At 49.8% G+C, this 17,838-nt stretch carries 19 protein-coding genes; 11 read left to right on the plus strand and 8 right to left on the minus strand.

Annotated elements, in window-relative coordinates:
- Positions 1-3: 3 nt before the first annotated feature.
- On the minus strand, positions 4-615 hold the full coding sequence (locus LX24_RS10845; protein WP_166512179.1) for a tetratricopeptide repeat protein: 612 nt from the start codon (positions 613-615) through the stop codon (positions 4-6).
- Between the two features lie 418 nt (positions 616-1,033).
- Between LX24_RS10845 and LX24_RS15180 the strand changes: the two genes are divergently transcribed.
- Positions 1,034-1,165 (plus strand): hypothetical protein, encoded by a 132-nt coding sequence (locus LX24_RS15180; protein ID WP_279233211.1) that lies wholly within the window; start codon positions 1,034-1,036, stop codon positions 1,163-1,165.
- 28 nt (positions 1,166-1,193) lie between these two features.
- Here LX24_RS15180 and LX24_RS10850 read toward each other — a convergent pair whose 3' ends face one another.
- The gene (locus LX24_RS10850) at positions 1,194-1,538 is read right to left on the minus strand and encodes an Asp23/Gls24 family envelope stress response protein (RefSeq protein ID WP_166512180.1); all 345 of its coding nucleotides are present in this window, start codon (positions 1,536-1,538) and stop codon (positions 1,194-1,196) included.
- A gap of 183 nt (positions 1,539-1,721) precedes the next feature.
- On the opposite strand from LX24_RS10850, the gene LX24_RS10855 reads away from it, so the two are divergent.
- From LX24_RS10855 to LX24_RS10865, 3 genes are all read left to right on the plus strand, one after another.
- On the plus strand, positions 1,722-3,110 hold the full coding sequence (locus tag LX24_RS10855) for a sigma-54 interaction domain-containing protein (protein WP_243131711.1): 1,389 nt from the start codon (positions 1,722-1,724) through the stop codon (positions 3,108-3,110).
- 246 nt (positions 3,111-3,356) lie between these two features.
- Positions 3,357-4,715, plus strand: coding sequence for an acetyl-CoA hydrolase/transferase family protein (locus LX24_RS10860; RefSeq protein ID WP_166512181.1), 1,359 nt, complete (start codon positions 3,357-3,359; stop codon positions 4,713-4,715).
- Positions 4,716-5,186: 471 nt separating this feature from the next.
- Positions 5,187-5,363, plus strand: coding sequence for a hypothetical protein (locus LX24_RS10865; RefSeq protein ID WP_166512182.1), 177 nt, complete (start codon positions 5,187-5,189; stop codon positions 5,361-5,363).
- A gap of 235 nt (positions 5,364-5,598) precedes the next feature.
- Here LX24_RS10865 and LX24_RS10870 read toward each other — a convergent pair whose 3' ends face one another.
- From LX24_RS10870 to dnaK, 5 genes are all read right to left on the minus strand, one after another.
- Entirely contained in the window at positions 5,599-6,984 is a 1,386-nt protein-coding gene (locus tag LX24_RS10870) for a methyl-accepting chemotaxis protein (RefSeq protein WP_166512183.1), read from the minus strand.
- 155 nt (positions 6,985-7,139) lie between these two features.
- The gene (gene clpB, locus LX24_RS10875; protein WP_166512184.1) at positions 7,140-9,740 is read right to left on the minus strand and encodes an ATP-dependent chaperone ClpB; all 2,601 of its coding nucleotides are present in this window, start codon (positions 9,738-9,740) and stop codon (positions 7,140-7,142) included.
- A gap of 49 nt (positions 9,741-9,789) precedes the next feature.
- Positions 9,790-10,089 carry a chaperone modulator CbpM gene (locus tag LX24_RS10880; RefSeq protein WP_166512185.1) on the minus strand — a complete coding sequence of 100 codons (300 nt, stop codon included), beginning with the start codon at positions 10,087-10,089 and terminating at the stop codon, positions 9,790-9,792.
- 3 nt (positions 10,090-10,092) lie between these two features.
- A complete protein-coding gene (locus LX24_RS10885) occupies positions 10,093-11,088 on the minus strand; it encodes a DnaJ C-terminal domain-containing protein (protein ID WP_166512186.1) in 996 nt (331 codons plus the stop codon).
- A gap of 43 nt (positions 11,089-11,131) precedes the next feature.
- Entirely contained in the window at positions 11,132-13,039 is a 1,908-nt protein-coding gene (gene dnaK / locus LX24_RS10890; protein WP_166512187.1) for a molecular chaperone DnaK, read from the minus strand.
- A 316-nt stretch (positions 13,040-13,355) separates the two neighbouring features.
- Between dnaK and LX24_RS10895 the strand changes: the two genes are divergently transcribed.
- From LX24_RS10895 to LX24_RS10925, 7 genes are all read left to right on the plus strand, one after another.
- Entirely contained in the window at positions 13,356-13,727 is a 372-nt protein-coding gene (locus LX24_RS10895) for a universal stress protein (protein ID WP_166512188.1), read from the plus strand.
- Positions 13,728-14,134: 407 nt separating this feature from the next.
- A complete protein-coding gene (locus LX24_RS10900; RefSeq protein WP_166512189.1) occupies positions 14,135-14,515 on the plus strand; it encodes a desulfoferrodoxin in 381 nt (126 codons plus the stop codon).
- An 18-nt stretch (positions 14,516-14,533) separates the two neighbouring features.
- Complete coding sequence (locus LX24_RS10905) at positions 14,534-14,725, plus strand: rubredoxin (RefSeq protein ID WP_166512190.1); 192 nt, start codon at positions 14,534-14,536, stop codon at positions 14,723-14,725.
- A gap of 90 nt (positions 14,726-14,815) precedes the next feature.
- Positions 14,816-15,388, plus strand: a complete 573-nt coding sequence (gene rbr / locus LX24_RS10910; protein WP_279233212.1) for a rubrerythrin — start codon at positions 14,816-14,818, stop codon at positions 15,386-15,388.
- A gap of 78 nt (positions 15,389-15,466) precedes the next feature.
- Positions 15,467-16,153 (plus strand): rubredoxin, encoded by a 687-nt coding sequence (rd, locus tag LX24_RS10915; protein WP_207706592.1) that lies wholly within the window; start codon positions 15,467-15,469, stop codon positions 16,151-16,153.
- Between the two features lie 6 nt (positions 16,154-16,159).
- Positions 16,160-16,759 carry a flavodoxin family protein gene (locus LX24_RS10920; RefSeq protein WP_166512191.1) on the plus strand — a complete coding sequence of 200 codons (600 nt, stop codon included), beginning with the start codon at positions 16,160-16,162 and terminating at the stop codon, positions 16,757-16,759.
- A gap of 42 nt (positions 16,760-16,801) precedes the next feature.
- The gene (locus tag LX24_RS10925) at positions 16,802-17,290 is read left to right on the plus strand and encodes a ferritin-like domain-containing protein (RefSeq protein ID WP_166512192.1); all 489 of its coding nucleotides are present in this window, start codon (positions 16,802-16,804) and stop codon (positions 17,288-17,290) included.
- Between the two features lie 243 nt (positions 17,291-17,533).
- Here LX24_RS10925 and LX24_RS10930 read toward each other — a convergent pair whose 3' ends face one another.
- Entirely contained in the window at positions 17,534-17,713 is a 180-nt protein-coding gene (locus tag LX24_RS10930) for an HTH domain-containing protein (protein ID WP_166512193.1), read from the minus strand.
- Between the last annotated feature and the right edge of the window lie 125 nt (positions 17,714-17,838).

A 17,838-nucleotide genomic window follows, 5' to 3' on the forward strand; every position in this document is an offset into this window, starting at 1 on the left:
CCATCATGCCACCTCTTTGATCTCCTCCTCCAGGGTTTTTAAAAAACCTTCAATCTCAGGGTCGTGCCGGTGGATGAACCTGGCCGCCAGCAGGCAGTTCCTGGCATTATAAAGTTCTCCCAAGCGATAGTAAGCCTCGGCCAGTATTTTATAAGCCATGACTGACCGCGGGTAGGCAAATAACAACATACTCAGCAGTTTGACCGCTTCCTGGTATCGTTCCCTTTTCAGCAACACCACTGACAGGTTTAAAGACACATATATATTTCCCGGGCGCAAGTACAGAGCCTGCCGGAAAAAAGACTCAGCCCGGGCCCAATTATTCTCTAAAGAACATATAACCCCCATAGCCATTTTACCGGCAAAGCTGTGAGGCATTAGTTTATAAATTTGCAAGTAAGAGTTTTTTAACTTTTGATGATCACCTGCTTTATTGGCATAAACCCCTCGGATAATTAAAAGCTGCACTACAACATCCCGCCAGTAGACTTGTATAAATAGCGCCGCCAGGGCTACCAAAGCAAAAGTCAACATGTTATTTCTTTCTGAAAACACCAGAGGAGTAATACCGGTGACCACACAAGCAGTGATGATAAAAAAAAGATGCCTGTTCATAACCCACTTTCACCTCCATCGTTTTCACATTAATACGCAGCAAATTAGCGGTATGTTATAAAATGTCGCCGAACGGTAAAAATACTACCTTTTGCATAACAAACCTTACCACCGGTCAAAAAGCATATTTTATAAGTCAAATAAACCCCGTTTTTGACATTTGAGCAGCCACAAGTCATACATCAACCACGATTTGAGGTTAATTTGTCTTTCCATGCGGCAACCGGGCGGGAAAATGGGATATGGCGGTGAAGTAGATTTGGTGAAGTAGATTTAATAATACAAAAGGCTGGTACGTTGGCAACAGACGGTCTAAGGGGAATGCGCCTAAAACGTGAATAAAATCATTGAGGTGGTGGTTATGGAACAACCCGCATGGTAAAAAAACACCGGTCGTTGCCAACTGCCGGGTATGGTTTTGCTGGTATTACTGCGGGTGGAACTGGCGGCCGGAGGATTCTGGTACGCCAAATATTATTTTGACCAGGCGACACGGGAAACTCAGGAAGCGAATACGGCAAAAAACACCCGGTGGCCGCAAGTATCGTGATTATGTTCTGACCGGCCCGCCCGGCGGGCTAATCTTTAATATCCAACCCCGCAACGGTTATATTTATGGCACCCACATTTAAATCCGTCATGGTTCCAATCATTTCCCTGACTTCCCGCTGTACCTTTTGTGCTGTCTCCCGCAGCGGTAATCCATATTCCACCACAATGGACAGGTCAATGTTTACTTTTTTATCTTCCATAAAAATTTTATTGATTTGGGACAGGTTTTTTCGGGTCAGTATATTACCCGAACCTTCAATCCCGGCCACACCGTCCACCCTGGATATAGCCATGCCGGTCATGGTTTTGAGCACGTCTTCGTTATAGCTGATGACACCCATGGCGTTTTGCTCGGTTGAAAAAGCTTTCATATAAAAACTCTCCTTTGGTCTAAAAATTATACAGGTCAATCAGTTACTCCATTTTACCATAATTATACTGCATGTAAAGCAGACAAGTTGGCCATAATTGGCACGGTGCCGGGTATTTTAGTTTCTCCGCCAACAAGGATTAAAGTAATAGTCATCGAAATGTTACATCAAGGGGTGACTCAATTGAATACCAAAAAAAATAATTCTTTAACCAAGGAAGAGATATTGGAGGCCATCGTGGAAAACCCCCATGAGGCGGTAATTTTTGTTGATGAACAGGGCATAATTCGGTTAATCAACCAAGGTTATGCAGAATTCCTGGGGTATACACCGGATGAAGTGCTTGGCCGGCATATCCAGGAAGTAGTACCCCAAACCCGCTTGCTGCATGTATTAAAAAGCGGCCAACCCCAGTTCGGCGATATCTGGGAATATAAAGGCCAAAAGGTTCCGGTCACCAGATTACCCATCGAGAAAGATGGCCGGATCATCGGCGTACTGGGTAAAAGTATATTTAAGGATGAAATGTCCCTGGCCCGGGAGTTTGTAAAAAAAATTGAACGGTTAGAAAATAAACTGGCCAACTACCGGGCGGAACTGGACCAGGAACGCCGGGCCAAGTATCATCTCGACGACATTATCGGCCACAGCCGGCAGGTACTTAGATTAAAGCAAAAAGTGCTAAAAGTGGCCAAAACTTCTTCCACTGTATTAATCACCGGTGAAAGCGGCACGGGCAAGGAGTTGTTCGCCCATGCCATACACAACGCCAGCCCCCGTAACAACCGGGCCTTTGTACGGGTTAACTGCACCTCCATACCCACCGAATTGCTGGAATCCGAATTATTCGGTTACGATGAGGGGGCTTTTACCGGGGCCAGACGGGGCGGCAAGCTGGGTAAATTTGAAATTGCCCAGGGCGGAACCATCTTCCTGGATGAAATAGGCGATATGAACAAGTCTATGCAGGCCAAACTGCTACGGGTATTACAGGAAAAGGAAATTGAGCGCATCGGCGGCACTAAACCGGTACCGGTGGATGTACGGGTAATTGCGGCCACCAACCGTAATTTGGAGGAAATGATTATGAGCCAGCAATTCCGGGCGGATTTATATTATCGTTTAAATGTAGTTTTGCTCCAGATTCCGCCCCTGCGCGAGCGTAAGGAAGATATACCTTTTTTAACAGAACACCTGATTGCCAAGTTAAATAGATCCTTAAACGCTACCGTTGCCGGACTGGATAAAGAGGTGATGGAGTTGTTTATGCAGTATGACTGGCCCGGTAACGTGCGGGAGTTGGAAAATTTCCTGGAACAGGCCATCAATCTAAGGGATAGGGATATCCTCTCCCCCGGGGACTTCCCTGTACTGGAGAAAAGATTGCAAAAACAGTTAAGGGGGCAATCCCTGGATCTTACCATCAGACCCCTGGAGGAAGTGGTCAGGGAAGCCGAAGAAAAGGCCATTCTTAAAGCACTTACCGCCACGGGGCACAATAAAACGGCAACGGCCCGGTTGCTGGGTATACACCGTTCTGTTCTGTACAGGAAAATGGAGAGAATGAATTAAATGCTACATCGACATAAACCAAGTGTCGCATTTTTGCTACACTTGAGACATACCGGGATCAGTACCGCGGGCAGCGCTATATGGCAATAATCGTGACGCTAAATAGAGACATCAAAGTTAAATTCGCCCTAAAAAAAATATTCTAAATATTATAATTTGCCTAAACCATTGGGTTTGCCTGTTGGCACCGTTCTTGCACCCCTTAATGACAGACAACAAGAATACCATAGGGGAGGCAGAGTATCTATGCGGTATAGCGCGGAGTATCAATCTAAATTATGTACTGCCGATGAAGCGGTTAAAGTAGTAAAATCCGGTGATTGGGTGGATTACGGCACCTTTGCCAATCAGGTGGTGGAACTGGACAAGGCCCTGGCCAAGCGCAAAGACGAGCTGGAGAATGTTAATATCCGCTCGGCCGCCCGGGCTTACGGGCCGCCCATGACGGTGCTGGCCGACCCTAAAAAGGAAAGTTTTATCTTCAACAGCGGCCACTTCACCTTGATTGACAGGCGCATGCACGATTACAACTTGTGTAATTTTATCCCCATTCTTTTCCGGGAATGTCCCAGCTACGCCCAGTATGTCAAGGCCGACGTTACTATGATCGCCGTATCTCCCATGGATGAGCACGGTTACTTTAATTTCGGACTTTCCAATACCTATACCAAAGCAGTTTGTGATATATCCAAAAAGGTTATTGTGGAAGTGAACCCTAAAATGCCCCGGGTGCCCGGCGGCAACAGCGAAAGCATTCATATATCCGAAGTGGATATGATTGTGGAGGCCGACTGGACTATGCCGGCCATTCCCAACCTGCCTATCACTGAAGTGGACCACAAAATAGCCGCCCTGGTGTTAAACGAACTGGAGGACGGAGCTTGCATCCAGCTAGGTATCGGGGGTATGCCCAATGCCCTGGGCAAATTGATAGCCCAGTCCGATCTCAAGGATTTGGGGGCCCATACCGAAATGCTGTGCGACGCTTACCTGGATATGTGGGAGGCTGGCAAACTAACGGGCAAACGCAAAAACATCGACCGGGAAAAGATGGTGTTCACCTTCGCCCTGGGTAGCCAGAAGCTGTACGATTTTGTGCACAACAACCCGGCAGTGGCTTCCTACCCGGTAAATTACACCAACTACCCCCATATCATTGCCCAGAACGATAAGGTTATGTCCATCAACGGAGTGCTGGAAGTGGACCTGTTCGGCCAAGTGGCTGCGGAATCAAGCGGCCCACGGCAAATCAGCGGTACCGGCGGTCAGGTGGACTTTGTGGAAGGGGCATACCTGTCCAAGGGCGGCAAGGCCTTTTTATGCCTGCCCTCCACCTACACCAACAAGAAAGGCGAAATGTTCTCCCGCATTAAACCAACGCTGAGCCCGGGCACCATTGTCACCACCCCCCGGCCCATGGTTATGTACCTGGTAACGGAAAACGGTATTGCCAATATGAAGTGCAAATCCACCTGGGAGCGGGCCGAAGCACTGGTGGAATTGGCCCATCCCAAATTCCAGGACGAACTGATTCGGGAAGCCACTAAAATGAACATCTGGACCAAAACCAACAAGAAACCCACCTTGGACCAGATGGTAAGCTAAATTAGAACACTAAAAGGCCTGGTAGAATACCGGGCTTTTTTAGATAAGCGGCGTATCTGAATGGGCCCGGAGGGCATGGTTTTGCGGTCATCCAGCCCTGTGAGTTCATACAAGTACAAATTTACAACCTGGCCGGCAAGCTTTAAAAAGCCCGGCCCCCAGCCCTTTTTAGTAAATATTTTAGGTTGCCTGCAATCAATGCCGGTGTGTTATTATAGAATTTGTAAATTACCGCAGTTGTTGTATGCCTCCTTATAGAACAGAGCCCTGATTTATTTCAGGTCTATTTTTTTAGGTTGTTATTTTTATACCAGTTGTTGAAAATTGAAATTATAGTGATTTTGTTGTCAAAAATTATAAAATCTTACTGGGCAATTCAGGATAACTTTCCCTGGCATTTACACCTGCAATTGCTTATAATATACTTGTGCGTCTTTGGGTATACCTTCGAGTAGGAACCGAGGTGGGAAAATGTTATGTAAAGATTGCCTGCATTTCAAGCAGTGGAAAAAAATTGAGGCGTCAATGTGCGAAAAAACCAAACAACCGGTAGAGGCCAACAACCGCCCCTGTGACAGTTTTGTCAGCAAGTTGCACATGACCGACGAATGGGGAGACTCGGCCAACGGTTTTAAATGCTGCAACTAAAACTTTCGACATTATTACCCGGTAAAACCGGGCTTTTTTTAATATGTTTTGCATTTTATACTCGTTACCCTTTGGTGCCGGGTGTTAAAAGGTTGAAAGTCAAAGGCTTTCAACCTTTTTTATACTTTAGAAAATTATGCTTGCCCTATTTATGGCAAGCGCCAAGGATTAAAGTACTGAAAAGCGCTCAGGCAGAACTTAAACGGGGGCGCTTTTCTTATACTTGATAACGATTTTAAGTTAACTTCACATCTGCACCCAGTACGCCGGTCACTCCGCGCTTATCGCAAATAGGCACCGAAACCGTTATGCATGGCTGCCGGGTAATGGCCGATATGTAAATTTCCGAGGTATATTTATCCCCGGCCATAGACCTGCGCCACCATTCCCTTACTCCGGCATAAGCCAATCCTGCGGGCGGCAGGGAAAAAATAAAATTCCCGGTATGGTCGTTTGACCAGATAGCCTCAAGATAGGGATGATCTTTTTTTATACCGGTAAGTATATTTTCGTGCCGGTTTGGCTGCATATTGATAATATCTACCTGCCCGGCAGTATTGGTTAATAATTCCTTAACGGTTTTAATGCGTAAATCAATTTCTTGATTGATAACATACGACAACCGGTTTCTATCCGCCACCTGTTCCAGGTTGCCGGCCAGCTTGGACATCAGTTTGCCCGTGTTTTCTATTTTTTCAAGGTCCTTAAACCGGGTTTCCAATGCCTCGGACGAACTCTGCAGGGATTTATTGGCCTCCAAAAAACTTTCAACGACAATATCGTTCACTCTTTGCAAAATTTTAAAACTACCGGTGAATGTCTCCTCAATGTCCTTTAACTGTTGTGCAACCATGGCAGAAGATTCAAGGCTGCCGGTGATACTGCTCACCACCGTATCCACATTTGACTTCATACCTTCCAACAGATTGAAGGCCTGTCGAACCGCTCCGGCGGTATGATCGGAAAGTTTACCTATTTCCCCGGCCACCACTGAAAACCCCCTGCCGTGCGCACCGGCCCGGGCAGCTTCGATAGACGCGTTTAAGGCAAGCATTTTGGTACGACCGGATATATCGCCAATATTCTCGGCTATCAAACGCACTTCGGCAACCGCGCTTTCAAGAGTGTCAATATGCTGCTTCATCTCATTATTATCACCGGTAATGGCCTGTACCGTCTCATTTATCCTCCCCATGGCATCTTGCACACGGGAGGTCGCCTCTTTACTTGCCGAAAAGTCACCTTCAAGACCGGCACAGGTTTGCTGCAATGTCGCAGCCAAATCTTGCATTTGCCTCAAAGCCTCTTTCATACCGCAAACCGAAGCTACGGAAGTCTCCACTTGATTGGACGCAGCCCTGACCTGCTGGGAAGTCAGCTGTATTTCCTGGGCCAGGGATCTAACTTTGGCCAGGAGTTCCTCCTGTGCCTCCGCCAGCTGTTTAAAGTCGGTGGAAGCAACTTCTTTATCTGTTGGAGGCAACTGAACATATTGCCAATTGTCAATATTTTTCTTTAATTCAATTATTATAATTTTATAACGTTTTCTCATATAACAATATGCTGCAATGCCCGTTGCTGCAGCCAATGAAAATCCACCGATAAATTCAAACCAAGCCATTATAATCACCCTTTGCAGCATAAGCACAAAAAGCTGCCCGCATACACGGACAGCCTCTTTACTTGTTTGAATACATCATTGTATTCTAATTATTTATGTTTAGCTGAATTATAGTTTATGATATCTATTCTGTCAACCTGTCTATAAGGAATAATTTACTTATTTTTAACACCCAGCTGCAATTCACCGTTTTCCACCCGCAAGGCAACCGTTTGTTGCGGCCCCGCTTCCCCTTTGATAATCATTCGGGATAAAGCAGTTTCCACCAGCTGCTGGATCACCCGCTTCAGGGGCCGGGCACCGTAAACGGGTTCGTAACCTTTATTGGCCAGGTAGTTCAAAGCACTATCATCCCAGACCAGTTTGATACCTGTGCCGGCGTAAATGCGTTTGGCCAGCCTTTTCAGCAGCAGCTCCGCAATTTGCCGCACCTGGGCCTGGTTCAGGGCGTGGAACACTACAATTTCATCCACCCGGTTCAAAAACTCGGGACGGAAATGCTGCCGCAGTATGCCCAGCACCGACTCCTTCATTCGCTCAAAATCACCGCCCCGCTCCTGCTGGGCCAGTATTTCATGACTGCCCAGGTTGGAGGTCATGATCACCACCGTGTTCTGGAAATTAACGGTACGCCCCTGCCCGTCGGTGAGCCGCCCGTCATCCAGAAGCTGCAACAGTACGTTGAACACATCGGGGTGGGCCTTTTCGATTTCGTCCAATAATATCACCGAGTAGGGCTTGCGCCGCACCGCCTCGGTGAGCTGGCCGCCCTCCTCATAGCCCACGTAACCCGGGGGAGCGCCGATGAGCCTGGCCACGGTGTGTTTTTCCATGTATTCGGACATATCCAACCGGGTCATATTGCGCTCGTCATCAAACAATGTCTGGGCCAGCGCCCGGGCCAGCTCGGTTTTGCCCACGCCGGTGGGTCCCAGGAAAATGAAGCTGCCAATTGGGCGGTTGGGGTCCTTGATACCTGCCCGGGCCCGCAGCACAGCGTCGGCCACGGCCCGTACCGCCTCATCCTGCCCCACCACCCGCTTGTGCAGTTCCTCATCCAGGTGGATCAGTTTTTCCCTTTCACCTTCCATGAGCTTGGTTACCGGTATACCCGTCCAGCGGCTCACCACCCGGGCGATATCCTCTTCGTCCACTTCCTCTTTCAGCAGCATACCGTGTTTTTGCTTGCCGGCCAGGTTTTCCTCCTCGCTTTTCAGGCGACGTTCCAGTTCATTGAGCCGGCCATATTTTAACTCGGCCAGGCGGTTTAAATCATACTCCCGCTCGGCCCGTTCAATTTCCTGGCGGGTTTCTTCAATTTCCTTTTTCAACTGCCGCACCCGGGATATGGCCTGCTTTTCCACCTGCCACTGGGCCTGCATGGCACCGGATTCCTCCCGCAGCTCGGCCAGCTCAGCCTTGATTTTGTTCAAACGCTCCGCCGAGGCCGGGTCAGTTTCCTTGCTCAAAGCGGCTTCTTCAATTTCCAGTTGCATAATGCGCCGGGTGATTTCATCCAGCTCGGCGGGCATGCTGTCAATCTCGGTGCGCAGCCGGGCCGCCGCTTCGTCCATCAAATCGATGGCCTTGTCGGGTAAAAAGCGGTCGGAAATATAGCGATCGGATAAAGTGGCCGCCGCCACCAGAGCGCTGTCCTGGATGCGTACCCCGTGGTGCACTTCATAGCGTTCCTTGAGGCCCCGCAGTATGGAGATGGTATCCTCCACCGAAGGCGGCTGTACCTGCACGGGCTGGAAACGCCTTTCCAGCGCGGCATCCTTTTCCACATGCTTGCGATATTCGTCCAGGGTGGTGGCCCCGATGGTGCGCAGTTCCCCCCGGGCCAGCATGGGTTTCAGTATATTGCCCGCGTCCACCGCCCCTTCGGCTTTACCGGCCCCCACCACGGTATGCAGCTCATCGATAAACAGTATGATACGGCCCTGGGATTGCTGCACTTCCTTGAGCACCGCCTTCAGCCGTTCCTCAAACTCGCCCCGGTACTTGGCCCCGGCCAGCAGCGACCCCATATCCAGACCGATAATGCGTTTTTCCTTCAGCCCTTCGGGCACGTCACCGGCCACAATGCGCCGGGCCAGGCCCTCCACAATGGCGGTCTTGCCCACGCCGGGCTCGCCGATGAGTACCGGATTGTTCTTGGTGCGCCGGGAGAGTATTTCCATGGTACGCCGGATTTCAGTGTCCCGGCCGATTACCGGGTCCAGCTTGCCCTCGGAAGCCAGTTTGGTCAAATCACGACCGTAACGTTCCAGCGCCTCGTAAGTTTCCTCGGGGTTTTCTCCCGTCACCCGCTGGTTACCCCGCACCGCCCGCAGTGAATTGAGCAGCACATCCCGGGTCAGGCCGCTTTTACGCAGTACATCACGGGTTTCGGGTTCCCCTTCTTCCAGCAGCGCCAGCAATAAATGCTCCACGCTGATGTAATCATCCTTCATATCCCGGGCTTCCTGTTCCGCACGGGCCAGCACCCGGGCCAACCCGCCGCCCAAATGCAGGGACCCTTCATAACCCGTTACCACGGGGATTTTTTTCAGCAGGGTTTCCACCTGGCCGGTCAAGCTCACCGGGCTGACCCCGGCGTGCTCCACGAAACGAGGCACCATACCCCCTTCCTGGGCCAGCAGTGCCGCCAGCAGGTGTTTACCCGTGACCTCCTGGTGATGCCTGGCCGCCGCCAGCTGCTGGGCGGCCCCCAGGGCTTCCCGGGATTTTTGCGTATAACGATTGATATCCATGCAATGGTCACCTCCCTTTTCTTGACCATAGTTAATATTTGCCAGTAATTTAACGGTTCCTCTTTAATTTTTCTATTTCATCCTCCAAATGTTCTATACGCTCCAGCAAATCCAGTATGACAGCCGCCCCGGGTAGGTTTACCCCCAGGTTTTGGCGCAGGCGCACCAGCCTGTGCAGCCGACGGGCATGCCGCACCGGCACCCGGCCTTGCCGGACTTCCACTATACCGAATTCAGCCAACTGCTGTATCATATCGGGATGCAAGCCCAGGCCGGATAACTCCACCCAGGCGTCTTCGTTATCGTCGGACAGGGTATGTCGATATAATTGCAGGTAAAATTGCCGCACCGGTCACACCCCTTTCCTTAACGCAGCCAGCTGCCGGTAAAGCTGCTCTTCCTCCACCGACAACTGCCCCGGAATATCTATTTTAATGCGTACGTACTGGTCGCCCCGGCCATCCCGCCCGGGCATTCCCTTGCCCCGCAACCGCAGGCGCTTACCGGCACGGGTGCCGGGTGGCACCTTCATGGTTACAGGACCATCCAGGGTGGGCACCGTAACTTTGTCGCCCAGCACAGCCTGATCGGGCCGCAGGGTTATCTCGGTTTCCAAATCCAACTCCTGCACCTTGAAAACAGGATGGGGCGCCAGCCGCACCTTCAGGTACAGATCTCCCTTGCCGCCCCCGGCCAGGCCTTCGCCCCCCTGGCCCTTCAGCCGAATGCGACTGCCCTGGCGCACCCCCGGGGGAATTTTCACCGTCAGGGTCTTGTGGCCCGCTGTTTCACCGGCGCCCCCGCAGCGGCGGCAAAAGCCGTCGTTATCATACCCCGTGCCGCCGCAAGCTTGGCATACTTCCCGGTTGGCCAGCTGCAGCACCTTTTCACCACCCCGGTAGGCTTCTTCTAAAGTTAACTCCAGTTCGGCCTCAATATCCCGGCCGCGCACCGGGCCGCGGCGCACTCCGCGCCCGGCCCCGCCGAAACCGCCGCCCCCCGCACCGCCAAACAGCATTTCGAAGAAATCGCTAAACCCCCCGGCCCCGCCGGTGAAATCAGTGTAAAAATGAAATCCCTCCATGTCAGGCGGCGGCCTGAAATCCTGCCCCGCCTGCCAGTTGGCTCCCAACTGGTCATATTTGGCTCTTTTTTCGGGGTCCTTTAATACTTCATAGGCTTCATTAATTAGTTTAAATTTTTCTTCAGCCTCTTCTTTCCCTTTGCCGGTATGCACATCAGGGTGCCACTGGCGGGCCAGCTTGCGATAAGCCGCCTTGATTTCCTTTTCAGTGGCGTCACGGCTGACGCCCAGGACCTTATAATAGTCCTGATAGGCTACACCCATTTATTGCTCACCTGCCTTCTTGCCGGGTAGTCCTTTGCTTAATTTAGGCGTTGGGTCTTTCTTCGTAATCAACATCCACCACGTCGTCGTCATCCCCGGCCCGGGCGTCTCCGCAATTACCGGTACCGGCGCGGGTACCACATCCGGGGCCTCCCTGCTGGTAGGCCACCTGGGACAGGCTGTAGGCCGCCTGTTTCAGCTCATCGACCAGGGCGCGGATACGGTCCGCAGCTGCGTTCTCCTTTAGAGCGGTTCTCAAATCGTTTTGCATTTGCTCAATGCGGGCTTTGTCATGCACAGGCACCTTATCCCCCAGATCCCTGAGCTGGTTATCCACCTGGTAAAGCAAAGCGTCTGCCTCGTTGCGCAGTTCGGCTTCCTCCCTGCGCTTTTTGTCCTCGGCAGCATGCATTTCCCCTTCCTTAACCATGCGATCTATTTCCGCCTGGTCCAGGCTGGTGGAACCCGTAATGGTAATGGCCTGCTCCTTGCCCGTTTCCTTGTCCCGGGCACTTACTTTCAAAATACCGTTGGCATCTATATCAAAGGTAACTTCAATTTGAGGCACGCCCCGTGGCGCCTGGCGGATACCCTCCAGTTTGAATTGCCCCAGGGAACGGTTATCCCGGGCCATTTCCCGCTCGCCTTGCAGCACATGAATGTCCACGGCGGGCTGGTTATCCTCGGCGGTGGTAAACACTTGACCCCGTCGCACCGGAATGGTGGTATTACGCTCAATAATCTTGGCCATTACACCGCCCAGGGTTTCCACCCCCAGGGACAGCGGGGTGACATCCAACAACAGCACGTCTTTTACTTCCCCAGACAGTACCCCGCCTTGCACGGCTGCACCCACGGCCACCACTTCATCGGGGTTGACACTTTGGTTGGGCTGTTTGCCGGTCATATCCCGCACCAGGTTTTGCACCGCCGGTATCCGGGTGGAACCACCCACCAGTATCACATCGTCAATGTCCCGGGCTGATAATTTGGCGTCCGCCAAAGCCGCCTGCACCGGACCCCGGCAGCGCTCCACCAGGTGGCGGGTCATCTCTTCAAATTTAGCCCGGGTCAGCTTGGTTTCCAGGTGCTTGGGACCCGTGGCATCAGCAGTGATAAAGGGCAGGCTGATCTGGGTTTCCATGGTGGTGGAAAGCTCCATCTTGGCCTTTTCAGCCGCTTCAGTCAGCCGCTGCAGGGATTGCTTGTCGTTGCGCAGGTCTATGCCATAATCCTTTTTAAATTCTACCGCCAGCCAATCAACAATGGCCTTGTCAAAATCATCACCGCCCAGGTGGGTATCCCCGTTGGTGGACTTCACTTCAAATACCCCGTCCCCCACTTCCAGAATGGATACATCGAAGGTACCACCGCCCAGGTCGAATACCAGTATGGTCTGGTTGGCCTTTTTATCCAGCCCGTAAGCAAGGGCCGCCGCCGTGGGCTCATTAATGATCCGCAGCACGTTTAAACCCGCTATTTTGCCCGCATTTTTGGTAGCCTGCCGCTGGGCATCGTTAAAGTAGGCCGGCACGGTAATCACGGCATCGGTAACGGTTTCCCCCAGGTATTTGGAGGCATCATCCACCAGCTTGCGCAGTACCATGGCCGAAATCTCTTCGGGGGCATAGAGCTTACCGTTAATTTCAAACCGCACTGCATCATTGGGACCGGCCACCACCTTGTAGGGAACCAGCTCCCGCTCACCGGCCACTTCGGAATACCTCCGCCCGATAAAACGTTTTATGGAATACAGTGTATTTTCAGGATTCAACACCGACTGGCGCCGGGCCACCTGGCCCACCAGCCTTTCCCCGTCTTTTTTGAAAGCCACCACCGACGGGGTGGTACGAGCTCCTTCGGCATTTACGATGACCGTGGGCTTGCCGCCCTCCATCACCGCCACCACCGAATTGGTGGTTCCAAGGTCAATACCCACAGTTTTTCCCATTTTTAAAACCTCCTCGAATAAAATATTGGTGTAAAGGGCTTCGCTAGTCCAATATTATTATTAAACAGACCAATTACAGCTATAACTCCCCAAATAACAGTGTTTAAAGGACGATAAATGTACTAACCGCAATATTTAACCTTGACTTTGACCTTCCTTGACTTTATCTTAACCAACAGTTATTCACTTGTCAATACTTTGAATAAATTTTTTTGAAAGATTTTCATCCCCCTGTTATTGTGAAAAATATTTCAACCACTTATAATATCAAACAACAGTTACTTTTGTATAACGGAGTAAGAAAGGGGAATCATAAATGCATGTTCTGGTGCCCGTCGATGGTTCCGACAATGCTATGCGGGCTGTCCATTACACCGTTAAGCTGGCTGGGGAAAACCCCAATATACAGGTTACCGTTATCAGCGTAATCCACCCGTTTACGGAATCCCATGCCGGAATTGCCCTGGAAAAGGCAAGAAACGCTTTTATGGATGCAGGTTTAACGGTGCAAATCGCTCTCATGGAAGGAGAGCCGGCCGATACCATAATACAGTATGCCAATGAACATGATGTGGATCACATCATCATGGGTAGCCGGGGCATGGGTGCCTTGAAAAGTATGGTGCTGGGCAGCGTAAGCTATAAGGTGCTGGGCAAATCTGATATACCGGTTACCATTATAAAATAAATCTATAGAGCTGAATAATGCGCTCCCGGCATAACGGGGAGTTTTTGTGGTGGTTGCTTTCAGGTGGCCATTTTTATCAGATGACCATTTTTATATGAAAGAAAAAATTAATAATTATTTAAACACCAGGTAATTAATATAGTATATATTAGTCCCATCGCAAGGAATATCTCACCCCCGGCAGTTTTTTCGATCTATAATACAGCCGAATTAAATAACCGAAAAATATCCTCCGAAAGTATTGACATCCCGTTATTATTAACTTACAATCATTATAAAATAATAAAGGTTGTGTAAAAATAAATATACGTTACACCTGTTTATTTTTTATAAATAACCACTAAAGATAGACATGTGCAATACGCAACCAATACATTAATTAAATTAAAAAAAGGAGGCTTCTAAAATTGACTGAATTAAGACAAGTCTACAAATGCGACGTTTGCGGTAATATGGTGGAAGTTGTGCATGCGAGTATAGGTCAACTGGTTTGCTGTAACCAACCCATGACACTGCAGGTGGAGAATACCGTGGACGCCTCCCGGGAAAAGCATGTGCCAGTGGTGGAAAAGGCCGGCGACCAGGTAACGGTCAAGGTGGGCAGCGCAGCACACCCGATGGAGGAAAAGCACTACATTGAGTGGATTGAAGTAACAACTGACGACGGCAAAACATACAGGCAGTACCTGGAGGCAGGGGATAAACCCGAAGCGGTATTCAACATCAGCGCCGGCGACATTACAGCCCGGGCATACTGCAACCTGCACGGCCTTTGGAAATGGGAGTAACGAAAAGGGGAACACTTAATGGATAAATGGGTATGCGAACTGTGCGGCTATGTATATGACCCGGCCCGGGGTGCCGGTGAAGTGGCGCCCGGTACTCCCTTTGAAGAACTGCCCGGTGATTGGGTCTGCCCGGAATGCCTGGCTGAAAAGGACCGTTTTGTTGTTGAATACGCAGCTCACCAGGTCATGCGGGGCAATCCCAGAGGTTAGCTGTAAACTTGAACGAAAGCTTGAATGTTTGCTGTTTTGGATTTTTTAACATAATAAATAGTAATTTTAGAAAATGAGGAGGGATTTATTTTGAATATTAAAGGAACCCGTACCGAAAAAAATCTTCTCACCGCCTTTGCCGGTGAATCCCAGGCCAGAAACCGTTACAACTACTTTGCCAGCGTGGCTAAAAAAGAAGGGTACGAGCAAATTTCAGCCATTTTTGCTGAGACAGCGGATCATGAAAAAGAGCACGCCAAGCGCCTGTTTAAATTCTTGCAAGGTGGAGACCTTGAAATCACTGCCGCCTTTCCCGCCGGTAAAATCGGCACCACAATAGAAAACCTGCAAGCCTCCGCAGCAGGAGAAAATCACGAGCATACCGAGATGTATCCCGAATTTGCCAAAATTGCCGAAGAGGAAGGCTTCCCACAAATCGCGTCTGTATTCCGGGCCATTGCCGTGGCGGAAGACGGCCATGAAAAAAGATTCCTGGCCTTGTTGGAAAATATTAAGCAGGACAGAGTTTTCAAGCGTTCCGAAAAGGTAACCTGGAAATGCCGCAATTGCGGGTACCTGCACGAGGGTGCCGAGGCTCCCGAAAGCTGCCCGGCCTGTGCCCACCCGAAAAGTTTTTATGAACTGTGGCAACCCAATTATTAATAAACGCCCGTTTTTCCGGTTTCAATCATCCACTAAACGGCAATAGTATTTAGCAAAGCGCCAAAGGGGGTATAAATATTGGATTTAAAGGCCCTGCATAAAATAAGTTACGGCCTGTATATCATTACATCCAAAAAAGGCCAGCAAATCAACGGGCAGATAGCCAATACGGTTTTTCAAATTTCCAGCGACCCGGCCACCGTGGCGGTGAGCATTAACAAACAAAACTTAACCAATGAGTTTATCAGGGAAAGCAAAGTTTTCGGGGTGTCCATACTGGCCCAGGAAGCTCCCCTGTCGCTGATTGGACAGTTTGGATTTAAATCCGGCCGGGAAGTGGACAAGTTCAAGGACATCAACTACAAAACGGGCACCAGCGGAGTTCCCTGCATAACCGAGCACGTGCTGGCCTGCCTGGAGGCCGAAGTAATACACCAGGTGGATGCCGGAACGCACCACATCTTTATCGGCCGTATTACCAACGCCGAAGTGCTTTTGGAAGGCATCCCCATGACATATGCCTATTATCACCAAATTAAAAGAGGTTCCGTACCCAAAACAGCCCCGGCCTATGTGCCAAAACAAATAGAAAGGAAAGCGAACATGAATAACTATGTATGCAATGTGTGCGGGTATGTTTATGACCCGGCCCAGGGCGACCCGGAAAACGGCATAGCACCGAACACCCCCTTCGACAAACTACCGGATGACTGGACATGCCCTGTATGCGGCGTCGGCAAAGATGAGTTTTCACCGGAAAGTTGAGAAACAATGACTATCAGTTGCCTGGCGCTGGCCTGCAGCCCCCGAAAAAACGGTAATACCGCCATACTGGCCAAACGCGCGCTGGATGCCTGTGCGGCCGCAGGATGTACAACCGATTACCTGTACCTGGCAGGGTATAATTACAGGCCCTGCCAGGCTTGCGGCGGCTGTAACAAAACAGGCCGCTGTGTAATTGACGATGATGCCAGGGTTATTTATGAAAAAATACTGGCTGCCGACCGTTTGATTGTCGCCGCCCCCATTTTTTCCATGGGCATTTGCGCCCAGGCCAAAATGCTCATTGACCGGGCCCAGCAGTTTTGGGCCACTAAATACCTGTTGAAGCGTAATGTAATAACCGGTAATAACAGGACTCCCCGCAAAGGTATTTTTATCAGCTGTGCGGGTACTACCCTGCCCGGAGTTTTCACAGGTGCCCAGCGGGTGGTTCAGTATTTTTTCAAAATGCTGGAGGTGGAATTACTGGCCCAACTGTGTTTTGACGGTGTGGATGATAAAGGCGATATTTTAAAACACCAACATGCATTGGAACAGGCCGCCGCATATGGCCGTATGCTGGCCGCCGGTCGTCCAAGGATGCAGTAAAAATAAATTGTTAAGATAATAAGAAATGAGAGGTGCATGTGCATGGCGTGGAGTATTACTAATTTCAGCGGTGAAGAAATTGTACGGCTGGCAGTGACCATTGAAAAGCAGGGTCAGAAGTTTTATGAAATAGCAGCCGGAAAAGTTGACGACCCGGAAATTAAGGGTATATTTGAATATCTGGCCGGGGAAGAAAAACAGCACATCAGCGATTTTGAATCCCTGGGCGCCAAATTGAGTAATGACTTTACCCCCAATGAAAGTTACGTGGGTGAATACAGTGACTACATAAAAGCACTTATTGACAACCACGTATTCAATCATGACAATATTGACAAGCTGATTGACGGCATCACAGTAACCCGGGAAGCTCTGGCCATAGCACTTCGATTTGAAAAGGATTCCATACTGATTTTCCAGGAGTTATATAATGTGGTGGACGACTCAGGCCGGGAGATAATTGGTAAGTTAATCAACCAGGAAAAACAACATATTCGCAAGCTGGCTACGGACGTGGTGCCATATAATTAAATTTTAGCTAATAAAGATAAAGAGGGCTGACAAGCCCTCTTTTAGAGACTGTTCGAAATGTCTACGCGAAATCAACTTATGATTTACACGTTAACCGGTTTCTGTGGTGCAAACGCTGGTGCCGGGTGCTTCCAGGGTTGAAAGATTTTAATTTTTCAACCCTGGAAGCACCCGGCACCAAAGCCTTAAATAACGTTTACAAACGACAATCCGGCAAGATAACCGCTATACCGGCACATACGGCTATTCACTTGCAGCATAGTAACACCTTTTGGGTGAGGTGATTTTCCCTTCCTTTTTTAACGCCTTGATGGCTTTGTCCACTTCCTTTTTGTCAATACCCGCCTTCTCAGCAATATCCCCTGCCTTTAAAGGTTCTTGAGCTTCCTGCAATGTTTTTAATACCATCTCGTTTACAGCCATTTTTATTACACCCCCTCTCACAGTTGCTTGATAAATCATATTTAGCCAGTTATACCCTTTCCGGCAAAAAATTATGTAATTATGTATAACATGAAAAAAGTGCTTTTTCAACTTACCCGGCCGGC

This window comes from Desulfallas thermosapovorans DSM 6562, assembly GCF_008124625.1.
GTDB classification, from domain to species: Bacteria; Bacillota; Desulfotomaculia; order Desulfotomaculales; family Desulfallaceae; genus Sporotomaculum; species Sporotomaculum thermosapovorans.

Bases quoted from the DNA above. Each gene is read 5' to 3' on its own strand.
- LX24_RS10930 (WP_166512193.1), bottom strand. From the start codon at position 17,713: ATGGCTGTAAACGAGATGGTATTAAAAACATTGCAGGAAGCTCAAGAA.
- LX24_RS10845 (WP_166512179.1), bottom strand. From the start codon at position 615: ATGAACAGGCATCTTTTTTTTATCATCACTGCTTGTGTGGTCACCGGT.
- LX24_RS10885 (WP_166512186.1), bottom strand. From the start codon at position 11,088: ATGGGTGTAGCCTATCAGGACTATTATAAGGTCCTGGGCGTCAGCCGT.
- clpB (WP_166512184.1), bottom strand. From the start codon at position 9,740: ATGGATATCAATCGTTATACGCAAAAATCCCGGGAAGCCCTGGGGGCC.
- LX24_RS10860 (WP_166512181.1), top strand. From the start codon at position 3,357: ATGCGGTATAGCGCGGAGTATCAATCTAAATTATGTACTGCCGATGAA.
- LX24_RS10870 (WP_166512183.1), bottom strand. From the start codon at position 6,984: ATGGCTTGGTTTGAATTTATCGGTGGATTTTCATTGGCTGCAGCAACG.
- LX24_RS10865 (WP_166512182.1), top strand. From the start codon at position 5,187: ATGTTATGTAAAGATTGCCTGCATTTCAAGCAGTGGAAAAAAATTGAG.
- LX24_RS10850 (WP_166512180.1), bottom strand. From the start codon at position 1,538: ATGAAAGCTTTTTCAACCGAGCAAAACGCCATGGGTGTCATCAGCTAT.
- dnaK (WP_166512187.1), bottom strand. From the start codon at position 13,039: ATGGGAAAAACTGTGGGTATTGACCTTGGAACCACCAATTCGGTGGTG.
- LX24_RS10895 (WP_166512188.1), top strand. From the start codon at position 13,356: ATGCATGTTCTGGTGCCCGTCGATGGTTCCGACAATGCTATGCGGGCT.
- LX24_RS10925 (WP_166512192.1), top strand. From the start codon at position 16,802: ATGGCGTGGAGTATTACTAATTTCAGCGGTGAAGAAATTGTACGGCTG.
- LX24_RS10920 (WP_166512191.1), top strand. From the start codon at position 16,160: ATGACTATCAGTTGCCTGGCGCTGGCCTGCAGCCCCCGAAAAAACGGT.
- LX24_RS10905 (WP_166512190.1), top strand. From the start codon at position 14,534: ATGGATAAATGGGTATGCGAACTGTGCGGCTATGTATATGACCCGGCC.